Source organism: Microbacterium sp. GXF0217 (assembly GCF_054798195.1).
This window is the reverse complement of the sequence record NZ_JBSJZG010000003.1, coordinates 43,332-63,273: the sequence shown is the minus strand read 5'-3', so window position 1 is coordinate 63,273 and position 19,942 is coordinate 43,332. Positions and strand designations below refer to the sequence as shown.

The 19,942-nt window shown below is 68.1% G+C and carries 18 protein-coding genes; 7 read left to right on the top strand and 11 right to left on the bottom strand.

What is annotated here, in order from left to right; translation table 11 throughout:
- Positions 1–22: 22 nt before the first annotated feature.
- Positions 23–1,453 (top strand): MFS transporter, encoded by a 1,431-nt coding sequence (locus tag ACWAT3_RS06500; protein ID WP_460796864.1) that lies wholly within the window; start codon positions 23–25, stop codon positions 1,451–1,453.
- 63 nt (positions 1,454–1,516) lie between these two features.
- Positions 1,517–2,143 (top strand): TetR/AcrR family transcriptional regulator, encoded by a 627-nt coding sequence (locus ACWAT3_RS06495; protein ID WP_460796862.1) that lies wholly within the window; start codon positions 1,517–1,519, stop codon positions 2,141–2,143.
- 2 nt (positions 2,144–2,145) lie between these two features.
- Here the strand turns inward: ACWAT3_RS06495 and ACWAT3_RS06490 are convergent, their stop codons facing one another.
- Positions 2,146–3,270 carry a Gfo/Idh/MocA family protein gene (locus ACWAT3_RS06490; protein ID WP_460796860.1) on the bottom strand — a complete coding sequence of 375 codons (1,125 nt, stop codon included), beginning with the start codon at positions 3,268–3,270 and terminating at the stop codon, positions 2,146–2,148.
- The gene (locus ACWAT3_RS06485; protein WP_460796858.1) at positions 3,267–4,091 is read right to left on the bottom strand and encodes a sugar phosphate isomerase/epimerase family protein; all 825 of its coding nucleotides are present in this window, start codon (positions 4,089–4,091) and stop codon (positions 3,267–3,269) included. Before ACWAT3_RS06485 ends, ACWAT3_RS06490 begins: the two co-directional genes overlap by 4 nt.
- Before the next feature lie 108 nt (positions 4,092–4,199).
- Here ACWAT3_RS06485 and ACWAT3_RS06480 point away from each other — a divergent pair, with 108 nt between their 5' ends.
- Positions 4,200–5,996, top strand: coding sequence for an ABC transporter ATP-binding protein (locus ACWAT3_RS06480; protein WP_460796856.1), 1,797 nt, complete (start codon positions 4,200–4,202; stop codon positions 5,994–5,996).
- Positions 5,993–6,319, top strand: coding sequence for a DUF3500 domain-containing protein (locus ACWAT3_RS06475; protein ID WP_460797719.1), 327 nt, complete (start codon positions 5,993–5,995; stop codon positions 6,317–6,319). Before ACWAT3_RS06480 ends, ACWAT3_RS06475 begins: the two co-directional genes overlap by 4 nt.
- 92 nt (positions 6,320–6,411) lie before the next feature.
- On the opposite strand, the gene ACWAT3_RS06470 is transcribed toward ACWAT3_RS06475, so the two are convergent.
- Entirely contained in the window at positions 6,412–7,242 is an 831-nt protein-coding gene (locus ACWAT3_RS06470) for a LuxR C-terminal-related transcriptional regulator (RefSeq protein WP_460796854.1), read from the bottom strand.
- Between the two features lie 93 nt (positions 7,243–7,335).
- On the opposite strand from ACWAT3_RS06470, the gene hxlB reads away from it, so the two are divergent.
- Positions 7,336–7,914 (top strand): 6-phospho-3-hexuloisomerase, encoded by a 579-nt coding sequence (gene hxlB, locus ACWAT3_RS06465; protein WP_460796852.1) that lies wholly within the window; start codon positions 7,336–7,338, stop codon positions 7,912–7,914.
- A 43-nt stretch (positions 7,915–7,957) separates the two neighbouring features.
- Positions 7,958–8,581 carry a 3-hexulose-6-phosphate synthase gene (hxlA, locus tag ACWAT3_RS06460; protein WP_460796851.1) on the top strand — a complete coding sequence of 208 codons (624 nt, stop codon included), beginning with the start codon at positions 7,958–7,960 and terminating at the stop codon, positions 8,579–8,581.
- A gap of 73 nt (positions 8,582–8,654) precedes the next feature.
- Here the strand turns inward: hxlA and ACWAT3_RS06455 are convergent, their stop codons facing one another.
- Entirely contained in the window at positions 8,655–8,846 is a 192-nt protein-coding gene (locus ACWAT3_RS06455; RefSeq protein ID WP_460796850.1) for a twin-arginine translocase TatA/TatE family subunit, read from the bottom strand.
- Positions 8,847–8,854: 8 nt separating this feature from the next.
- Positions 8,855–11,596 (bottom strand): exo-rhamnogalacturonan lyase family protein, encoded by a 2,742-nt coding sequence (locus ACWAT3_RS06450; protein ID WP_460796848.1) that lies wholly within the window; start codon positions 11,594–11,596, stop codon positions 8,855–8,857.
- A gap of 220 nt (positions 11,597–11,816) precedes the next feature.
- Between ACWAT3_RS06450 and ACWAT3_RS06445 the strand changes: the two genes are divergently transcribed.
- Entirely contained in the window at positions 11,817–12,872 is a 1,056-nt protein-coding gene (locus tag ACWAT3_RS06445; protein WP_460796846.1) for a rhamnogalacturonan acetylesterase, read from the top strand.
- Positions 12,873–12,914: 42 nt separating this feature from the next.
- Here ACWAT3_RS06445 and ACWAT3_RS06440 read toward each other — a convergent pair whose 3' ends face one another.
- The 6 genes from ACWAT3_RS06440 to ACWAT3_RS06415 all read right to left on the bottom strand — a co-directional run bounded on the left by ACWAT3_RS06440 (position 12,915) and on the right by ACWAT3_RS06415 (position 19,912).
- Positions 12,915–14,774 (bottom strand): rhamnogalacturonan lyase family protein, encoded by a 1,860-nt coding sequence (locus tag ACWAT3_RS06440; protein ID WP_460796845.1) that lies wholly within the window; start codon positions 14,772–14,774, stop codon positions 12,915–12,917.
- Positions 14,775–14,916: 142 nt separating this feature from the next.
- On the bottom strand, positions 14,917–15,525 hold the full coding sequence (locus ACWAT3_RS06435) for a hypothetical protein (protein ID WP_460796843.1): 609 nt from the start codon (positions 15,523–15,525) through the stop codon (positions 14,917–14,919).
- A 2-nt stretch (positions 15,526–15,527) separates the two neighbouring features.
- Complete coding sequence (locus ACWAT3_RS06430) at positions 15,528–16,448, bottom strand: carbohydrate ABC transporter permease (protein ID WP_460796842.1); 921 nt, start codon at positions 16,446–16,448, stop codon at positions 15,528–15,530.
- Positions 16,445–17,413: a carbohydrate ABC transporter permease gene (locus tag ACWAT3_RS06425; protein WP_460796841.1), complete on the bottom strand. Its 969-nt coding sequence runs from the start codon at positions 17,411–17,413 to the stop codon at positions 16,445–16,447. The genes ACWAT3_RS06430 and ACWAT3_RS06425 overlap by 4 nt, the downstream gene beginning before the upstream one ends.
- A 26-nt stretch (positions 17,414–17,439) precedes the next feature.
- A complete protein-coding gene (locus ACWAT3_RS06420) occupies positions 17,440–18,729 on the bottom strand; it encodes an ABC transporter substrate-binding protein (protein WP_460796839.1) in 1,290 nt (429 codons plus the stop codon).
- Between the two features lie 94 nt (positions 18,730–18,823).
- A complete protein-coding gene (locus ACWAT3_RS06415; RefSeq protein WP_460796838.1) occupies positions 18,824–19,912 on the bottom strand; it encodes a LacI family DNA-binding transcriptional regulator in 1,089 nt (362 codons plus the stop codon).
- Between the last annotated feature and the right edge of the window lie 30 nt (positions 19,913–19,942).

Here is a 19,942-nt window from a genome sequence, read left to right as displayed (position 1 = left end):
GCACACCGAACGAGCAGGCACCGTGACTTCCCACACTCTCGACGAGGACCTCCCGACCGACAGCATTCCCGTGGCTCTGCCGCAGCCCGCGCCACGGCGCGCAGGCGCGGTCGTCTTCGCGCTGAGCGCCGTCGTGTTCGCCTTCTCGCTCATGCAGACACTGGTCGTTCCGGCCCTTCCGACCATCGGTGCGGATCTGGGCGCCAGCGCCCAGAGCACGGGCTGGATCCTCACCGCCTTCCTGCTCTCCGGCGCCGTCCTCGCGCCGGTCGTGGGCAACCTCGGCGACCGATTCGGGCATCGCCGCACCCTGTTGATCACGCTCGCGCTCTTCGCGGCATCGACGCTGGCCGCCGCAGTCGCACCGAACCTCGCCGCCCTCCTGGTCGCTCGTGTCGTGCAGGGGATCAGCACCGCGACCTTCCCCCTCGCGCTCGCCCTGGCTCGAACGCTGCTCAGTGGACCGAGGCTGGCGGCGGCCTTCGGCTGGATACCCGGGATGATCGGCCTCGGCGCCGGCATCGCACTCGTGGTCGGTGGAGTGATCGTGGACGCGCTCTCCTGGCGATGGCTCTTCATCATCGGCGCCGCACTCGTCCTCCTCGCCGCGCTGCTCGTGATCCTGCGGGTTCCGGGGAGCGCTGCACCTGCGGTCGGCAAGCGCACGGATTGGCTCGGCATCGCCCTTCTCGCCGGCGGACTGGTCGGCGTACTGCTGGCGGTGTCCCAGGGCTCGACATGGGGCTGGACCTCGCCGCTCACGCTCGGCGTCGGCGCACTCGGGCTGCTCCTCCTGGTCGCGCTCGCGTGCGTCGAGGTGCGCAGCTCATCTCCCGTCGTCGACGTCCGCACCTTCCGCCACGGCCCCCTCGCGCTCATCAGCGTGCTCACGCTGGCCGTCGGATTCGTGCCCTACATCTGCTACATCGCACTCCCTCCGCTCATGCAGACACCGGCGGACACCGGCTACGGACACGGGTTGACGGTGACGGCATCCGCCCTGGCGATGTTTCCCAGCGCCGTGTTCGTCTTCCTCGGCGGGCGGATGACCCCGGCGCTCGCCTCACGCTGGGGCGCGAGCACCGCAGGCCTGGTCTCCGCGATCGTCATGGGTATCGGCGCCGTTGGCCTCGCCGTGTGGCCGAACATCCCGCTCGCCGTGATCATCGGCTTCTCCATCCTGGGGCTGGGCAACGGCATCGGATACGCGATCTGCGCGCAGCTGGTGATGCTGCATTCACCCGCCGCCGAGACGGGAGCAGCAACCGGGTTGAACAGCGTCGTGCGAACGACCGGCTCAGCGGCAGCGGCCCCGGTCGTCGCCGCGGTACTGGCGGCATCCGCCACTGACGCCGCTGTCGGATACGCGACGGTGTTCTGGATCGCAGTCGGCGCGAGCGCCGTGGGCGCCGTGGCATCTGTCGCGCTCATGGCGGGTGCACGTCGACGCTGACGCCGATCGACCAAGAACCTCCAATCGGAGGTTTTCTGGGCGCCATCTCGGTATCATCGGGACATGACCGATTCCGCAGCCGAGGAACCACGCCCGCGAGGCCGATACCCCAAGGGGATCGCGCGGCGGCAGGAGATCCTCGACAAAGCGATAGAGGTGTTCGCGCAGCGCGGCTCGCAGAAGACGAGCCTGCGGGCGATCGCCCAGGAGGTCGGTGTCACGCACGCCGCGCTCACCCACTACTTCGGCTCGCTCGAAGAGCTGCTCGTGGAAGTGTACCGGGAGTCGCAGCGCCGCCCCGGCAAGCACGCTCCGGCGACGCTGAGCCCGGCTATGGAGATGCGCGTGTCCGCCGAGGAGAACCGCAGCATCCCCGGGCTCGTGCAGCTCTACTCCACACTCACCGCGATGGCACTCGAAGACAACCACCCCGCGGCGCAGGAGTACATCACGGACCGCTTCGCCCGGCTCCGCGACGGAATCGCGAGGAAGGTGCGCGACCTGCAGGCATCGGGAGACCTGCGCGCGGATCTCGACCCGATGCTCGTCGCCGCTCTCGTGATCGCGGCATCCGATGGCCTGCAGACGCAGTGGCTGCTGGACGATGCCGTCGACCACGAGGCGGCCCTGGAAATGCTCGACGTGCTGCTCAGGGGCGCGATGCCCCCGAACAGCACGTCGGGCAGTTGACGTCAGAGCGTCGCGGCGAAGGGGTCGAAGCCTTCGGGCAGCAGCGGGACGGGTGCGACGGTGCTCTCGACGACGATCGTCTGACCTGTCGCGGCCGATTCCTGGGCTGAGAGCAGGATGTCGAGCACGTGGAAGCCGAGTTCGCCGGATGCCACGTGCGGCCGGTCCTCGGCGATCGCGCGGACCATGTCGAGCGCGCCGATGCCACGGCCCACCTCGACGTCGTCGTGCTCGATCTCGATCCACTCCTGCTCGAACGACATGCCGTCGCGGATGACCCCGAGCGGCTTGACGTACGCGATGCGTCCGGCGAACTGGTTCGGGTCGGCGATCACGATGGTGCCCTCGGTGCCGTGGATCTCCACGATGCCGTGCCGCTCGAGCGCCGAGTCGAAGCTGAGCAGACTCTGCGCCTGCGTGCCCTGTTCGAACGCCGTCACGATCTGAATCGTCGAGGGGACCTCGACGGGGAACGTCGTCCCCGCGGCGGGGCCGGTGTGGATCTCGCGCTCCTCGCGCGCCTTCGACCCGACGGCCGCAATGCGGTCGACCGGGCCGAGCAGGCTGACCAGCGCCGAGAAGTAGTACGGCCCCATGTCGAGCAGCGGGCCGGCGCCCTGTGCGAACAGGAACGCCGGGCTCGGGTGCCAGAGGTCGGGGCCCTGGGTCTGGAACGCGGTCTGGGCGAACAGCGGACGCCCGATGACGCCGCCCTCGATCGCATGACGTGCCGCCTGGAACGCCGGTCCGAGCAGGGTGTCCGGCGCGGAGCCGATGCGGAGACCCGCGGCCTCCGCCTCGCGGAGCAGCTCGGCTGCTCCGTCGCGGTCGAGGCCGAGCGGCTTCTCTGTCCAGACGTGCTTGCCCGCGGCGATCGCCGCACGCGAGACCTCGATGTGCACGGCAGGGATCGTGAGATTCACGACGAGGTCGACGCCCGGGTGGGCGAGGACGTCCTCGGCGGATCCGAATGCCGGGACGCCGTACTTCTCGGCCTGCGCCGCCGCGCGGTCGAGCAGCAGGTCGCCCACGATGAGGACCTCGACGTCGGGGAACGACGCCAGGTTCTGCAGATAGGTGTCACTGATGACGCCGACGCCGATGATTCCGATGCCCACGGCGCTCATCGGGCGAACCCGCCCTCGATCAGGAAGGAGTAGCTGGCCGCGATGTCCGTGAACACGTCGCCGGGGGCGTTGTCGTACTCGATGATCGCGTACTGGAGAGCGGATGCCGCGCGCAGCGCGTCGGCGAGCGGCACGTCTCCGGTGCCGGCGTGGCGCTGGTCGAGCGCCTCGGATCCGAACTTGTCCGCGCCGGGTGCGAACGGGTTGCTCGCCGGGGCGACGCCGTCCTTGACGTGCGCCGCGACGAGGCGATCGCCGAGACGCGAGACGAGGGCGGTGACGTCCTGGCCGCCGACGAGCGCCCAGTACAGGTCGAGCTCGATGACGACGCGCTCATCCGTGAGCGACACGAAGCGCTCGTAGGCGGTCTGCCCGTCGAAGTCGGCGACGAACTCCTGGGCGTGGTTGTGGTAGCCGACCTCGAGGCCGAACCCGGCCGCGGTGTCGACGAGCGCGTTCAGACGGTCGGCGATGTCGGTCACGCCCTCGAGCGTGAGCCACCGCTCCGGCGTGACGAACGGGTCGATCACCGTCTTGATGCCGATCTTCGCTGCGGCCTCGAAGACCACCTCCGGCGCGGGCGTGGGGATCGACCCGTCGGGCGTCCAGAGCTCGTCCGTGAGCAGCGGCGCGTGGCCGGTCGGCGAGACGAGCCCCGAGGCATCCAGGGCCGTGCGGATCTCGTCGGGGCGACCGACGAAGTCGAACGCCTCCACATTGCGCAGGCCGATCGCGGCGAGCTTGTCGAGCGAGCCCCCCATGTCGGCGGAGAACTCCGCAGCGAGCGTATACAGCTGAACCGAGGCTTCTGGCAGGGCCACGATGACCTTCCTTCTCTGACGGGAACGGGGCCTCCGACGGCGCCCTGCGGGCCACGATAGCAGAAACCTCCATGTGGAAGTTATTCGAATCGCGCGATACCATCGAGCATGCCTGCGAAAGCGTTTTCCAGCACGTCGACCGGAACCATCCGGATCGTTCAGGGCCCCCGTCCAGCCCGCTCGGTGCTGCGACTGCTCGCCCGGCGCCCCGGGCGCATCACGATCGCGCTGATCGCCTTCGCGCTCAAGGAGATCCCGCTCTGGTTCCTGCCGGTGGTGACCGCCGAGATCATCGACCTCGTCGCGACCGGCGGCGAGGTGTCGACGCTGCTGGTGTGGTTCGCCGTCGCCGCGGTGCTGCTCCTGCAGAACTACCCGAACCACATCATCTACACGCGCAACTTCATGACCGTCGTGCGCGACACCGGCGCCGATCTGCGCAACGCACTGGCCGCGCGGCTGCAGAGCCTGTCGATCGGGTATCACACGCGGGTGAGCTCGTCTATCGTCCAGACCAAGGTCGTACGCGACGTCGAGAACGTCGAGCTCATGCTGCAGCAGCTCACGCATCCGCTGCTGTCGGCGACGATGGTGCTCATCGGCGCGATCACGATGACGGCCATCGCCGTACCCGAGTTCCTGCCGGTGTACGCCCTCGCCGTGCCGATCGCCCTCGTGCTGCGCTGGGCACTGAGCCGTCGATCGCGCGCACGCAACGAGGTGTTCCGGCGCGAGGTCGAGGGCTTCGCCGCGCGCGTGGGCGAGATGGCCTCTCTGATTCCGGTGACCCGCGCGCACGGCCTCGAAGAGACGGCCGTCTCGCGCGTCTCGGCGAGCGCGGACGGCGTGCGCAAGGCCGGCCTGCACCTCGACATGCTCAACGGTCATGTCGCGTCCATCTCCTGGGTCGCGATGCAGCTGCTCGGGCTCGGCTGCCTCGCGCTCGCCGGCATCTTCGCACTCACCGGCATCCTGCCGATCACACCAGGCGAGGTCGTGCTGCTGTCGTCCTACTTCGCCCTGCTCACGCAGGGGCTGACTTCGCTGCTCATGCTCATCCCTGTGGGCGCGCGCGGTCTCGAGTCGATGCGCTCCATCTCGGAGGTGCTGCAGGAGCCGGACCTCGAGCAGAACGCGGGCAAGAGGGGGGTGACCTCGGTCACAGGGCACGTGCAGCTCGAGCGCGTCTCGCACCGCTACCCCGGCGCGGATGAGGATGCCGTGCACGAGATCTGTCTCGACATCCCACCCGGCCAGACCGTCGCGTTCGTGGGCTCGTCCGGGTCGGGCAAATCGACGATGCTGAACCTCGTGCTGGGGTTCGTGCGCCCGACGAGCGGACGGATCCTGCTGGACGCCGACGACATGCAGGATGTCGACATGCGCACGGTGCGGCAGTCGATGTCCGTGGTGCCGCAGGAGTCCGTGCTGTTCGAGGGGAGCATCCGGGAGAACATCGCGTACGGCCTCGAGAACCCGCCGGAGGAGAGACTGCGGCAGGCGCTGATCGACTCGAACGCCGCCGAGTTCGTCGACCGGCTCCCCGACGGCTGGGACACGATCGTCGGCGAGCGAGGATCGCGGCTCTCGGGTGGGCAGCGTCAGCGGCTCGCGATCGCGCGGGCCCTCGTCCGCGACCCCCGCATCCTGCTGCTGGATGAGGCGACCTCCGCGCTCGATCCCGAGTCGGAGGGGCTCGTGAAGGAGGCGCTGTCGCGACTGATGAGGGGACGCACCACACTCGTCGTCGCGCACCGGCTGTCGACGATCCGGGAGGCGGATCGGATCGTCGTGCTCGAGCACGGCCGCGTCGTGGAGCAGGGCGATCATGCGACGCTGCTCGAGCAGCGCGGGCGGTACGCACAGCTGCATGCGACGCAGAACGGCGCTGATCGACCTTCATAGGATTCGCACTGAGCTCGCATTGCGAATCCCGCGCGTGGTCGGGTGAGACGACGTACGACATGACCAGCGGCGACGGGATCTCGTTCTCGATCTCCGGACCGAACGTCTACATCGCGCTCCAGGCGCAGCAGGGCTCCGCCGGCGCGGATGTCGACGGCGTCACGACCTTCGGTTGGGGTCACGTGCACAGCATCTACCGCGACCCGACCAACGACTACGCGAACTCCGTCGAGCAGCAGGCATCGACGGGAATGAGCGGAGGTCCCGGCGGGGGCGGAGCGCCGGGTGACGGTGGAGCGCCGGGTGAGGCACCTGCGAACTGACTTGCGGAACGGAACGCCGAGACCCCGCCCCTCCGGCCGGGTGGGCGTCCCCCGTTCTTTCGAACGGCATCCCCTCCCCGCGCCGTGCGCACTCAGGCGCGCGCGATGGCCGCCAGTTCGGCACGGGATGTCGCCCCGGACTTGCGCAGCAGATTCGACACGTGGAACTTCACGGTGTTCTCGCTCACCCCGAGCTCGTCGGCGATGCCGCGATTGCGGCGTCCGGCCGCGATCAGTCGCAGGACATCGCGCTCGCGAGGGCTCGCGTCGATCGCGTTCGGCAGGCCGTCCGGCTCGGCCGGTGGATCCAGCGGCAGGCGGATGCTGATCTCCGACCCCCATCCTGGGGTCGACGACACGGACAGGTCGCCGGTCAGAGCCGACACCTGCTCGGCGATCGGCCGCAGTGCGTCGTCGTGGGTGGAGAGATCGCCGCGCCCGTCGTCCCGGATCGCGATGAGCAGATTGAGCCCGTCGCAGTCCCACTGGATGCGCACCCGCCGCGTCTCACCCCGATCCACGATGGCCAGCACGGTGCTGCGCACGATCGCCCGTGCGGAATGCGCGATCTCACCAGGCAGCGCGCGCCCGTTGGCCGGCGGCTCGACGAACTGCACGTCGAGTTCGCTGAACCGCACGAGCGGACGGAGATCCGTCTGCAAACGTTCGAACGCTCCGGTCACCGGCTCGAGGCCCGGTCCCTGCTCATCGTTCAGCGTCCGCAGGCCGACAAGCGCCCCCGCGGCGACGTCGACCGCGATCGTGCGCGCCGCACGATCGTCGAGGCGAGCGGAGCGCAGCGTCGCCAGCAGCGACTCGAGGGTGAGCGCGTAGCGGTCGCGCTGCTCGGCGAGCGCACGAGCGTGGTCCGCGGCCTGCCGCCTGGGGGTGACGGGGGCGGCGTGGGGATCGTTCGGGCTCATAGCGCCCTACTCTAAGCCGCCCATCCTTTCGGGTGGGCGGAACGCTCCGGTTGCAGGAGCCCCTGATCAGGTCGACGGGGTGAGAGTGGAGGAATGACCACCGCCACCATCTCCACGGGAGCCGCGACCTCGTTGGTCGCGAGCGAGATCCTGCGCGCCGCCGAGCGCACGAGCGTCGCCAGCGCCGGCCGCCTCGATCAGCTCGCTGACCTGATCGAGGGCGCGGAACGCGTGTTCGTGATCGGAGCCGGCCGCTCCGGCATCGCCCTGCGGATGACAGCCATGCGGTTGATGCACCTCGGTCTCGCCGTGCACGTCGTCGGCGATGCCACGGCCCCCGCGATCGGTCGGGGCGACGTCCTGCTCACCGCGAGCGGCTCCGGCACCACCGAATCCATCGTCCGCGCGGCGCAGCGTGCGTCGGCCGCCGGCGCTCGAGTGGGACTCATCACCGCCGTCGAGGAGTCGCCGCTGTCGGACATCGCCGATGTCAGCGTCTTCGTGCCCGCCGCGCAGAAGCTCGATCGCAGCGCCGCGGCATCCGCTCAGTACGCGGCCAGCCTGTTCGAGCAGATCGTCGTCGTGATCGGCGACGGGGTGTTCCACGCGCTGTGGGAGCGCCAGGGCACGACCGCCGACGAGATCTGGCCCCGTCATTCGAACCTCGAGTGACCCGAACCCTTCCACCCACCACCCCTCAACACGAAGGACCGAAATGAAGCTGCAGTTCGCCATCGACACCCTGAGCACCGAGAAGGCACTCGAGCTCGCCGCCGCGGCGGCGCCGCACGTCGACATCCTCGAGCTCGGGACGCCGCTCATCAAGAGCGAAGGCCTCTCCGCCATCACGGCGCTCAAGGACGCGCACCCGGACAAGGTGATCTTCGCCGACCTCAAGACGATGGATGCCGGAGAGCTCGAGGCCGACATCGCCTTTGGCGCCGGCGCCGACCTGGTCACCGTCCTCGGAGCCGCGGACGACAGCACCATCGCCGGTGCTGTGAAGGCTGCGACGAAGCACGGCAAGGGCATCGTCGTCGACCTCATCGGCGTGGCCGACAAGCAGACCAGGGCGCAGCAGGTCATCGGCCTCGGTGCTGAGTTCGTCGAGATGCACGCGGGTCTCGACGAGCAGGCGCAGGAGGGGTACTCCCTCGACAGCCTGCTGAGCGACGGCTCCGCCGCCGGCGTCCCGTTCTCGGTCGCGGGTGGCGTCAACGCCGCGAGCATCGCCGCCGTCCAGGCATCCGGCGCGACGATCGCGGTCGCTGGAAGCGCGATCTACAGCGCCGACAACGTCGGCGAAGCCGCCGCCGCGCTGCGCGCCGCGATCGCCTGACCTCGGCAGACCGAAGGGGCTGGCGGACGCATGCGGCGTTCGCCAGCCTCTTTTTGTGCGGTGAGGTGATCGATCAGAGCGGGCTGGCGTCCGGCCTGCTCTCGGACACCCCCTCGGCCGGGTCGTCTTCACGCGTCTCCCGCCGCAGGATCCGCACGGACTGCCCGACGCCCTTGGCGAGTGCGGGCAGTCGTGCGGCGCCGAACAGCACGATCACGACGACGAGCAGCAGGATGAGATGCCAGCCGTTGATGTTCGCGAGCATGGTCGGCCTCAGATCTGGTCGCCGACGAGCGCGAGGCACTGGAAGGCGGCAAGGCCGTATTGGGCACTCGCGTTCGTGCTGAACGGAGCCTCATCGACGGGGTTGAGCACGGCGGGCCCTTCGATCCGTGTCGCGGCGAAAGCCAGTGTCTCCGGGTAACCGGCGTGACCGGTGCGGAACTCCTTCCACGCTCGCGCGCCGAGCGCCGGGTCGCCGAGCTGGGATGCCGCGTATGCCGTAGCCCGGGAGTACGCCTGGCGCAGGTTCTGCGATCCCCAGCGCATGCCGGTCGCGGCGATCTGTTCGTCCGAGGTGCCGTTGTACAGCCGGCAGTACGTCACCCACTGCTCGCGCACGTGATCGTCATCGATCAGATCGATGAGTTCGGTCATGAGCTCGAAGAGGCCGAAGACGCTGTCGAGGGAACCGACCTCGACGCTCTGTGTGTCCGGCCCGGAGAACTTTCCGTCAGCCATGTCGTAGCGCACTTCGCCGCCCTGTGCCCACCCATTCGGCAGCGCAGCGATGGTCTTCGCGCCGTTGACGAGCTTCGTCTGCGCGATCTTGTCGCCGTTGCGCTCCCATTCGGCGAGCCAGGCCAACCCGAGCGCACCCCAGTCAGTTGTCGTCGAGACGCCGAGCGCGTTCGGCTGCGGATTGTATTCCTCTTCGCGGATCTTGCGCGCCGGGTCGAGCACGAGGAAGGTCTTGTCGGCGTCGACGAGGTCGCGCATGAGGTCGCCGACGCGCTCGTCTGCGGTGAGGAAGTAGTAGAAACGCCGGTACCCCGCGTTGCTGATCCGCTGCTGCTTGGCGCTGTCACCCCAATGCATGATGCCGTGGCGGGTGCCGAGGTCGGCGTACTCGCCGAGGTGATAAACGTCGACTTCGCCGGTGTGTCGGGTCATCGCCTCCGCGAAGCGGAATGCCGATGCTTCGCCGGTACGCAGATAGTGGTACCAGAGCCACATGTCTGTGCTGAGCTCGGAGTTATCCCACGCATAGCCGCCGATGTCGTATCTCCACACGTGACGATCGCGGTCGTAGTCATGCATCACGTCCCCGTAGTCCCAGAATCCGTACCAGGATCGCTGATCGACCTGCTGCACGTAGTGCGCGTGCATGAAGGCGAGCTTGTCCTCGACCGCGATCTTCTTGAGGTTGGAGCGATCCACGGGCGCCCAGGTTCCGAACACTCCGGCCGCATGATTGTGCTCCGGCGGGCTGACCAGCAGCGGCGGTGTCGCGTTCGCATCGGCGAGCGCACTGAAGTCGGCGGCGGTCGGTGTGGCCCCCAACGCCCAGAAGCTGAACTCGGTCGTCCGGGCTGTGCCGTAGGGCGATCCGAAACCGGGTTCGTAGTCCTCATACGTGATCTCGAGCGCGTCCAACTGCTCCGGGTACGTGTCCTGGCCCATGCCGTCGTGGTAGAAACGCAGATCCATGGCCTGCGCCTGCGGAGACCACATCCATGCGGTGGCGGTTGCCTTGTCACTCGCGGCGCCGGTGATTTCCAGTTCGGTCGGATGCAGTTGCCAGAAGTTGCGCATACCGAAAGCCAGCCCACCGCCGGGCGTGCCGACATAGGCGAGGCCGCGAGCGCGCGCGCCGGAGTCGACGCGGATCCAGGACGAGCCCTTCGCGGTGCGTTTACGAATCTCGAATCCGCGCGCGTTCAGCTGCGCCAGACTGTAGTCACCCCAGGCAGGAATCCATTGCAACCGGGAAGTCACGCGCTGATCCCACGTGGCGGGGTCGGGTGTCCACTGTCCGGCGATCTGCGCGACCCTCGCCTCTGCCCCCGGATCGCGGCGCAGCCCGGTGATGCCCCGCACCGCCTCAGCGAGCACACCGGATCCGTCCCCCGCGAAGCGGATGTGCCGGTCGTGCGGCTGCGCCGCCAGCGGTACCGAGAACCGGAAGCCGAGTCCTGTGATGAAGTCCTTGTCAGCGTCACCGTCGAACACGAAACTGTGCACCACTCGCACGCCGTCAGAGCCCGCGTACAGATAGAAGCGCACGTCGAACGGCAGCCACTCGCGCTTGCCCTTCTTGTGAATGCCTTTCACCCGCACGACTGCACGCACCGGGCCGTTCTGCTCCACCTCTGCGCTCGACACCTTGCTCTGAAACCACTCCTGATCGATCCGCTCCTCGCGGTCGGTGTCGGCCACGCCCTGGCGGGAGGCGACCAGGCGACCGGCTTCGGCGATCACGGTGTCGCCGCGCCGGATGCTGGAGACGAGGTGCTCTCCCTTCTTCGGGAACTCGATCACGATCGCGCCGGTGTCCACGCGCACGCGACCCGGGTTGTCATGCACGGCGATGGCCGTCGTCGGCGCGGCCGGTGCGCCCGGCCGGAGCGCATAGCCCTCGGCGCGCGGGGCCGCACCGCTGACTGCGTGCGCCGTCCACTTGACCGAGCCGTCCGGCCACCAGCCGGTCGGCCAACTCTGCACCGGGATCGATGCTCCCCCGTCGGCGACGAGCTCGAAGCTCTGGTCGGGCGCGAGAGACCCCTTCGGCCACGGCACACCCCAGGTCGTTCCGGCCGTCAACTGCGCCGGGACTCCGCCTTCGAGCCAGCGCAGCCCGGTGCCGTCGTGCCCGGTCAGCGCGGCAGCGACCTTCTGGCCGAAGGCGCCGACGGCGCCGGGAACGGATGCGGACGCAGGGCCCGAGCTCAGGAATGCGGCGGCGAAGCCGGCGGCCATTCCGCTCTGCAAGAGGGCGCGGCGGCTGATCTGCATGGGTGACTCCTCATCGAATCGGGAAGACGCCGATCGGGGAAGCAGCGTCGCACCGAAGATAGGGGCGGGGAGTGCGCGCCTGGCCGGGAATGGACAAAAACGACCAGCATCCGTGCGGTGCTGGCGTCGGGCTGCACGTTCTTGTCCGGTTGTCGTCGCGCAGCGCCGCGGGAGGCCATCCTGTTGCATCAGCATTCCCCCTGGAAAGGACGATGACGTCATGCTCCTCACTCCCCCTGCGAAACCCCGCCGGTTCGCCATCGCCGCCGTGAGCGGTCTGGTCGCGGCATCCGCTCTGCTCGCCGCCGCTCCGGCGTCGGCCGCACCCACCGCGTACGGCCCCGGCCTTCGGCAGTGCGAAGGCACTGCGCCGATCGTGTGCACGTATCCGGATCTCGCGCCCGGGTCCTACGACGTGACGGTGCGCATCGATGCGGGCACCGAGGTGTATGCCGAAGCGCGTCGACTGCTGCGCGCGGCGGACGCGGACGGCGGACGTTCGTCGTTCACCGTGAACGTCCGCACCCCCGAAGGCCAGCAGAACAACTTCAGCGGAGCCCCGGGAACCCCGGGACTCACCTTGACGTTCACGGGCGAGGCGCCTTCTGTCGACAGCATCCGCATCACTCCGGCGAACCGGGCGACCGTTCGTCTGGCGCTGCTGGGCGATTCGACCGTGACCGACCAGGAGAACCCGCCCTACACCGGCTGGGGTCAACGTCTCCCGGATCACTTCGGCCGCGGCGTCAGCGTGATCAACCACTCCGGGTCGGGTGAGAGCACCGTCTCAATGCTCTCGAAGCCCGAGATGTTCGACGCTCTGCTGCCGCAGTTGCGGCGCGGCGATGTGGCGCTGATCCAACTCGCGCACAACGACAAGGAGACGACGGCCGAGCAGTACCGGGCGAACCTCACCGAGATGGTGACGAGGATCCGGCAGACAGGCGCGGAACCGGTGCTCGTCACCCCGATCGTGCGGCATCGCTTCTCCGGCGCGGAGCTGAACTCGACCGGACTCATCGTGACCGGCCTCGCGGATCTGCCCGCCGAGATGCGCACGGTCGCCGCAGATCTCGAGGTGCCGCTGATCGATCTCACGGCCGAGACGGAGGCGCTCGTCGAAGGTCTGGGACCGGTGGATGCTGAGCCGCTGTACCTCATCAGGATCAACGGCGACCGCACGCACACCTCGGAGTACGGCGCGACCGTGTACGCCGGCATCGTCGCCGAGAAACTGCACGGGCTGGGACTCATCCCCGAACGCCTCTGGCGCTGACCTGACGGTGGGGGCGCCGCGACGGCGCCCCCACCACCCTGTTCAGCCGGTCACATAGTCGATCCCCGGGCGCGGTGGCACCGCCATGTCGAACCCGAGGTAGTAATCCACGTAATGGGTCTGCAGGTATCCCTTGACCGTCATGTCATTGCGATACGCGGGGTTGTGCGCCAGGGTGTACAACCGCGTGTCGGTCGGTGCGTCCGTGGTGAAGACGATCAGTTCGTCGAAGGTCGAGTTCGTCATCACCACCTCCTCACGCCAGTCGCCGAGAATGTCGCCGATGAAGTTCGGGTACTGGGTGCCGGCGTTGATGGCACCGTGCGTCCACGTCGACACGAGGCGGGAGACGCTCCCATCGCTGGGGTTCCAGTTCTCGATCCTGCCGTCGTTGTACAGCTCCATGCCGGTGTCGCCGTCCCAGAGGACTCCCAGATGAGGCCAGGGCTCGGACTCCTGCGTCAGTAGATTGCGGCGTGCGTTGTAGACGCCGTCAAACGCCCAGACCTCCAGGCCCGAATAGCGATCGTCGATGTCACCTGCCATCCCTCGTCCGACATCCGCGATTCCCGTTTCGACGTGCTGCCACAGCACGTTTCCGTTCTTCGCGCCGTAGTAGTAGTCGCGCAGGCCGCTCGCGTTGTTCTGCTGCACGCCGTACCCCTCGAGTCCGGCGCGGGACGCGTCCATGTCGGTGATCGCGAATCGGTCTCCGTGCACGATCCCCTCGTCCGCGAGGCTGTACAGCAGCGTTCCGTCGCCGTCGAGCGCGAATCCGATCTCGGCGATCTCGTCATCGCCGTCCTGATCCAGGTCGATGATGCGTGTGTTGTGGCCGTCGGGCGCGGGTGTGCTCCCGCGGTGCCACTCCCATTGCGGGGTCAGCGCCGCTCCATCGAAGGTCCATGCCGAGTACACGAGGTTGAAGTCGCCGGAGCCGATGCGGTTCTTCATGAAACCGACGACACTCGGCGTCACGCCGTCCAGATACCCGACTCCCAGACGTGCGGCCAGGGGACCGTCCGACAGGTACTCGGTCGGCAACGGCGCGGATGCTTCGAGAACACCCGTGAGCCCGTCGACGACGGCGAGCGACTGATGCACGTCGTCGTCGTACTCGTCGAAGACCGAGCCGTCGCCGAACGTGACCCCGTCCGAGATGCGGACGGCAACCTCCGCCGTCCCGTCGAGGTCGAGATCACGAACTGTGAGCCCGTCCCAGTGCCCCACGTCGATCGTCGAAGAGCCCGGCTCGATGTTGTCACGATCCGCACTGTTCGGGCCCAGATCCATGGACCACAGGAACGCCCCGTCCGATGTGTACGCTTCCACCGACTGGGTGGATGCACCGTGCCGGTCGACCACGTAGTCGTAGCTTCCGTCCCCGTCGAGGTCGCCGACCCAGACGTACTTGATCGGCGCGCCCGCGCGCAGCGGCACCCGCACCGCGGGTTCAATCGCGTGGTCGGCGCTGAGCAGGAATGATCGACTCGCCGCCTGCCAGACCCCGTCGAAGATGGGTCGGACGTAGTAGCTGTTGCGTCGTGTCAGGTCCGCCGTGGCATCCGTGTAGTTGGTGCCGCCTGTCAATGGCGTGTCATTCAGCTTGACGGCGGCACCGCCCGCGGTGGATCGGTACACGTTGAACGTGGTGTTCACGGGATCGAGACCGAGCGATCTCCAGGAGACGAGCACCTCCGTCTCGCTCGCGCGCACCGCGACGACGCCGCGGTCGAGGGACTCCATGGGACGGGTGGTCGCGGCGGCCGCGGCCTGGGACTGCGTCCATCCGGGGATGGTCGGCGCGATCTGCGGTGCGATGGCGACCGCGAGGGCGAGTGCGCTGATCCCTGCGCATATTCGGATGCGGTGTCGGCGGGCTCGTGTTCGTGTTCGGGGCATGACGTCGTCCTCTCCACTGGTCGACGCGACTCTGCGTCGACGACGGTGCCGCAGTACCGGCACGTCGTCGCGCCGGCGGCTCCGCCAGTGTGCCCGTCCGCCGCTGACCGCAGTGGAGAAGCGGACAGAAGCGTTCAGGCCGTCACGCCTCCGACAGATTCTGGAGTCGGACGTCCACGCCGTAGGCGGCGAGACACAGGATGCCGCCGGCGAGCAGGACGAAGGCCGGGAACATCCAGACCAGGATGCCGGCGCCGAAGCCTGCGAGGAGCAGCAGCGCCGACCCCCCGAGGTCCAGCCGCGACTCCGTGACGGCGCGTCGCCACTGCACCGCTGCGCCGGCATCCGGAGTCCAGCTGCCGACGAAGCGGAGCAGGAGCACGACGACCACCGTCACCCCGATCGCGAGCGCCACGCGCACAGCCGTCTCGTTCGGCACCTCCACCACAGTGAGGACCCAGCAGTCGAAGACGACGAAGGCGAGCCCGGCGGCGAGCGCGAGACCGCCGAGCCAGAGCCGACGGACAGCGCCTGCGAAGTCGGCGATGAGGTCGCGCACGCGATCGCTCTCGCCCGTCGCGTGCCTGCGCAGGTGCCTGGCCCCCGCGACGAGCGCGGGCAGCAGGGTCACGAGCGGAACGCTCAGCACGAGCACGGCGATCCCCACGAGCAGCGTCTCACCGAACAGCGCGAACCGCGGGGCCCGACGGTCCCGCAGTCGCGCCTGTCGACGTCGGACACGGTCCGCCATCGTCACCCTTTCAGCCCCGACGTGGCGATGCCTCCGACGATGTACCGCTGGAAGATGAGGAAGAACAGCAGCACGGGGAGCAGCGACAGGACCGCCATCGCCATCTGCGCGCCGAAGTTGGATGTGGAGGTCGAATCCACATACAGCCGCAGCGCCATCGGCATCGTGTAGAGCCCCGGGGTCTTCAGGTAGAGCAACGGCCCGAAGAAGTCGTTCCAGCTGCCCAAGAAGGCGAAGATCGAGCACGTCACCAGCGCCGGACGCATGAGCGGGAGCATGATCTGCACGAAGATCCGCGCGTGGCCTGCGCCGTCGATGCGGGCGGCCTCGTCGAGTTCGCGTGGGACGCCGCGCATGAACTGCACGAGCAGGAACACGAAGAACGCCTCGGTGGCGAGGAACTTCCCCAGCAGCAGCGGCGTGAACGTGTTCACCATCCCCAGCTGATTGAAGACGATGTACTGCGGGATGATCACCACGTGGAACGGCAGCAGCAGGGTGCCGATCATGAGCGCGAACCAGAATCCGCGCGCCCGGAACTGGATGCGCGCGAAGGCGTATGCCGAGACCGCGGAGGACAGGGCGACGCCGACGACGGACAGCACGGCGAGCAGGAGCGAGTTGCCGAAGAACGTCCAGAACGAGGTCCCCGCAATGCCGCCGAGCACGTCGGCGAAGTTCTGCAGCGTCACCTCCTCCGGCCACAAGTTCACGTTCCCGACGATGTCGCTGGACGGCTTGAACGCCGAAAGCAGCATCCAGGCCGCCGGATACAGGATCACGATCACGAGTGCGATCGAGAGCAAATGGAACACGAGCGAGCCGAGCGCTCGTCGTCCGGTTCCGCCGCGGCGGCGCTGGGGGATGCGTGCCCGCAGCCCCTCATCCGGCACGACGACTGCGCGAGTTGCGAGTCCGGTCATCGGGAGTCACCTCCGTAGTGCACCCACATCTTCGAGCTGCGGAAGAACAGCGCTGTCACGATCCCGATGACGATGAGCAGCACCCAGGCGAGCGCGGACGCGTAGCCGAGTCGCATGTCTTCGAACCCGCGCTGGTAGAGATAGAGCGTGTAGAAGAGGGTCGAGCCGGCCGGCCCACCAGAGCCGTCGGAGATGATGAACGCCGACGCGAACACCTGGAACGCGCCGATCATCTCGAGCAGCAGATTGAAGAACAGCACCGGCGAGAGCATCGGCAGGGTGATGCTGCCGAACTTGCGCCAGGCACCGGCCCCGTCGACTTCAGCCGCCTCGTACAGCTCGGCAGGGACGTCCTTGAGCCCGGCGAGGAAGATCACCATCGGCGCACCGAACTGCCAGGTCGCCAGGAGGATGAACATCGGCATGGTCTTGGCTGGGTCTCCGACCCACCCGCCCCAGTCGATCCCGAAGGTCTGACCGATCCGATCGACGATGCCGTCGTCGATGAACATCGCCCGCCACACGATCGCGATCGAGACGGATGCCCCGACCAGCGACGGGATGTAGAAGGCCGAGCGGTAGAAGCCCTGACCTCGGCGGCGGTTGTTCAGCAGGAGAGCGACGCCGAGGGCCGCCGCGAGCTTGATCGGCGTGCCGATGAGCACGTAGATGAGCGTGACCTTCGCGGACTGATAGAACCGCGGGTCCTGGAACATGTACGCATAGTTCTCCAGGCCGATCCACTGCGGGGGCTGGAAGAGGTTGTACTCGGTGAACGACAGGTACAGGGACGCGATCATGGGCCCGGCGGTCAGACCGATGAATCCCAGCATCCACGGCAGCAGGAAGGTGTACCCCGCCCTGTTCTCCTGCCCGTAGACCTGTCGACGTTTCCGGCCGGGGCCGGGACGACGGACAGCGGTGATGCCGTCCGTCGTCCCGGCCTCGCGCGTTGTTTCGGTCATGACGCTCATGACGATCCCGAGCGGGCTCAGAGCCCGGCTTCAGTCCACCATTGGTCCGCGAACTCCTGCGGCGTGATGTTCCCGTAGCTCAGCTCGGCGTTCAGGCGCAGCCACTCGGCCTCGTAAGACGAGAAGTTCTCCGGGGTGAGCGGAGCGGATTCGGTCGCGTACGGAGTGATCTCCTCCTCGTACGCGATCACGGTCGCATCTCCCGTGCCCTCCTTCGGCACGAATCCGGCGAGCGTCTCGCTGTCGACGTTGATGCCTCGGTCTGTTCCGAAGATCTCCGCCACCCGGGGGTCCGTCGCGAGGAACCCGGCAAGCGCAGTCGCCTGCTCCGGAGACTTCGTGTTCGCTCCGATGCCGTAGTTGGACACCTGGAACCACATGTCCTTCTCGCCGTCGTCACCCGAGGGAACAGGCAGGATCTCGATGTTCTCGGCCCCGACCTCCGGCGCATAGCGGGCGAAGTAGTTGTCGTAGACGAATGCCGTCGCAGCCTCGCCCATCGCGAACCCGTCGAGCGGGGCGACCTGCGTCGCCCGTTCGATCGGATAGTACGCGTCCGCCGCCATGGCATCGCTCTCGAGGCTCAGGAACTCGACGATGTCGTCCTTCGTGAATCCGGGCTGCCCTTCGGCATCCCACGGCTCGATGCCCTGCTGGTAGAGCCACTGATAGAAGACGTTCGTCGACACGCCGTGGTCGAGTCCGCCGTAGATCGCCTGCCCCTCGTCGTTAGTCGCTCCCGCCGCCGTGATCTCCATGATCCAGTCGTTGAGCTCGTCCCACGTGTAGTCGTCATCGATCATCTCGACGCCGGCCTTCTCCACGAGCGCCGTGTTCACGTAGACCGCCAGGGTGCTCGTTCCCATCGGAACCCCGTACTGCTTGCCATCGACCTGCGCGCTCTTCACGACGTTCTCGTTCACGTTCGAGAAGTCCAGCGTGTCGCCGACGTACTCATCCAGTTCGAGCAGCAGCCCGTTGCGCGCGTACTTGGTCAGGTTCGGGTCGAACTGCATCACGTCGGGCAGCGTGCGCGCCGCAGCCTCCGTGGTGCGCGACGTCCAGTACGACTTGTAGTCGCTCGGCACCCCGGTGATCTCGACGCCGGGGTGCTCGTCCTCGAAGATCTCGAAGGCCTCTTCGTACATGGCGATGCGGGCCTCGCTCCCCCACCAGGTGACGGTCAGCTCGGCGGATTCATCCCCACCGTCATCCGCCGCTGGCTCGGTGCTCGCTGTGCACCCTGCGAGTGCTCCGACGGCGATGCCGACAGCCGCGAATGCGGCGATGGTCCGGGAATAACGCATGGTGAGCCTCCTTGCTCCGATGTTCGACGTCGTCACGGTAGCCCGCACCCGGAGGCGATCTCGGACAATCGGACAATAACGATCAGAACGACGATCAGAAGACTGGTCGTGCACCGCACGACCGACGCACGACCAGGCGCGGGACCAGCTGAATGTGTCGAGGCGACGCGGGTTCGTCCTCGGTCGCCCGGATGCGTTCGAACAGCATCTGCATGGCGAGGCGCCCCAGCTCCCGCCCCGGCGGAGACACTGCCGTCAGCGGAACGATGGCGAGGTCGGCATGCTCGTCGTCATAGGCGACGATCGCGAGGTCCTCGGGGATGCGGATGCCGCGGTCCATCGCGATCTCCACGAGCCGCGACGCGTGGAAGTCCGTGTGCACGAGCACCGCACGCGCGCCCTCCGTGATGCACGCATCGAGGAAAGCGCTCAGCGCCCCGTCCGCGGCATCCGCCTCGCCGTCCTTCGGCAGAGGCTGGATCGGAGCGGGTCGCAGGCCGAGCTGCTCCACTGCCTTGGCATGCCCTTCGCGGATCGATGGAGCCGTCGGCGTCCGGTCCAGCAGCGCGAGTCCGACGCTGCCGTGGCCGAGCGCGGCGAGATGCTCGACGGCCAGCCTCGCCCCGTGCGCGTGGTCCGTGCGCACCCAGTCGTAGCGCGCCAGGCGCGAGGCGTCCTCGAGCCGGCGCTCGATCAGCACGACGGGGACCGGAACGTCTGCGAGGGAGGCCGCGAGCTCGTCGATGGACTGATCGCGCAGCGTCGGGGCGATCATGATGCCCTCCACGCCCAGAGCGACGAGGCGCTCGACGTGCTTGCGTTCGACGGCCGCGCGGTAGTGCGACGAGGCGAGCACGACCCTGGCGCGCAGCGCCGGCGAGGCCGCCTCTGCACCGCGCACGACGTCGGGGAAATGAGACCCGGTGCTGGGGAGCACGAGTCCGGCGAGCGCCGTCGCGGGTTGCGGCGCGCCGCCGGATGTCAGCGACAGCGCGCCGCCATGGACTCGGACCAGTCGTCCGACGCGTTCGAGGTCGATGATGTCGCGACGGATTGTCACCTCGGCCACGCCGATCTGCGCGGCGATCGCGGCCGCGCGCACGCTGCCGCGCAGTTCGAGCTCTCGCAGGATGTGCTCGTGGCGGGCACGCGGCAGTCGTCTCGGAACGGTCGCGTCGGTCATCGACTCCCTCGTCTTCTCGCGCACGTTTGC

What these genes read in the sequence shown, in the direction of transcription:
- ACWAT3_RS06435 (WP_460796843.1), bottom strand. Translation starts at nt 15,525, where the DNA reads ATGGCGGACCGTGTCCGACGTCGACAGGCGCGACTGCGGGACCGTCGG.
- ACWAT3_RS06490 (WP_460796860.1), bottom strand. Translation starts at nt 3,270, where the DNA reads ATGAGCGCCGTGGGCATCGGAATCATCGGCGTCGGCGTCATCAGTGAC.
- ACWAT3_RS06450 (WP_460796848.1), bottom strand. Translation starts at nt 11,596, where the DNA reads ATGCAGATCAGCCGCCGCGCCCTCTTGCAGAGCGGAATGGCCGCCGGC.
- ACWAT3_RS06455 (WP_460796850.1), bottom strand. Translation starts at nt 8,846, where the DNA reads ATGCTCGCGAACATCAACGGCTGGCATCTCATCCTGCTGCTCGTCGTC.
- ACWAT3_RS06440 (WP_460796845.1), bottom strand. Translation starts at nt 14,774, where the DNA reads ATGCCCCGAACACGAACACGAGCCCGCCGACACCGCATCCGAATATGC.
- ACWAT3_RS06445 (WP_460796846.1), top strand. Translation starts at nt 11,817, where the DNA reads ATGCTCCTCACTCCCCCTGCGAAACCCCGCCGGTTCGCCATCGCCGCC.
- ACWAT3_RS06425 (WP_460796841.1), bottom strand. Translation starts at nt 17,413, where the DNA reads ATGACCGAAACAACGCGCGAGGCCGGGACGACGGACGGCATCACCGCT.
- ACWAT3_RS06470 (WP_460796854.1), bottom strand. Translation starts at nt 7,242, where the DNA reads ATGAGCCCGAACGATCCCCACGCCGCCCCCGTCACCCCCAGGCGGCAG.
- ACWAT3_RS06415 (WP_460796838.1), bottom strand. Translation starts at nt 19,912, where the DNA reads ATGACCGACGCGACCGTTCCGAGACGACTGCCGCGTGCCCGCCACGAG.
- ACWAT3_RS06430 (WP_460796842.1), bottom strand. Translation starts at nt 16,448, where the DNA reads ATGACCGGACTCGCAACTCGCGCAGTCGTCGTGCCGGATGAGGGGCTG.
- hxlA (WP_460796851.1), top strand. Translation starts at nt 7,958, where the DNA reads ATGAAGCTGCAGTTCGCCATCGACACCCTGAGCACCGAGAAGGCACTC.
- ACWAT3_RS06495 (WP_460796862.1), top strand. Translation starts at nt 1,517, where the DNA reads ATGACCGATTCCGCAGCCGAGGAACCACGCCCGCGAGGCCGATACCCC.
- hxlB (WP_460796852.1), top strand. Translation starts at nt 7,336, where the DNA reads ATGACCACCGCCACCATCTCCACGGGAGCCGCGACCTCGTTGGTCGCG.
- ACWAT3_RS06420 (WP_460796839.1), bottom strand. Translation starts at nt 18,729, where the DNA reads ATGCGTTATTCCCGGACCATCGCCGCATTCGCGGCTGTCGGCATCGCC.
- ACWAT3_RS06480 (WP_460796856.1), top strand. Translation starts at nt 4,200, where the DNA reads ATGCCTGCGAAAGCGTTTTCCAGCACGTCGACCGGAACCATCCGGATC.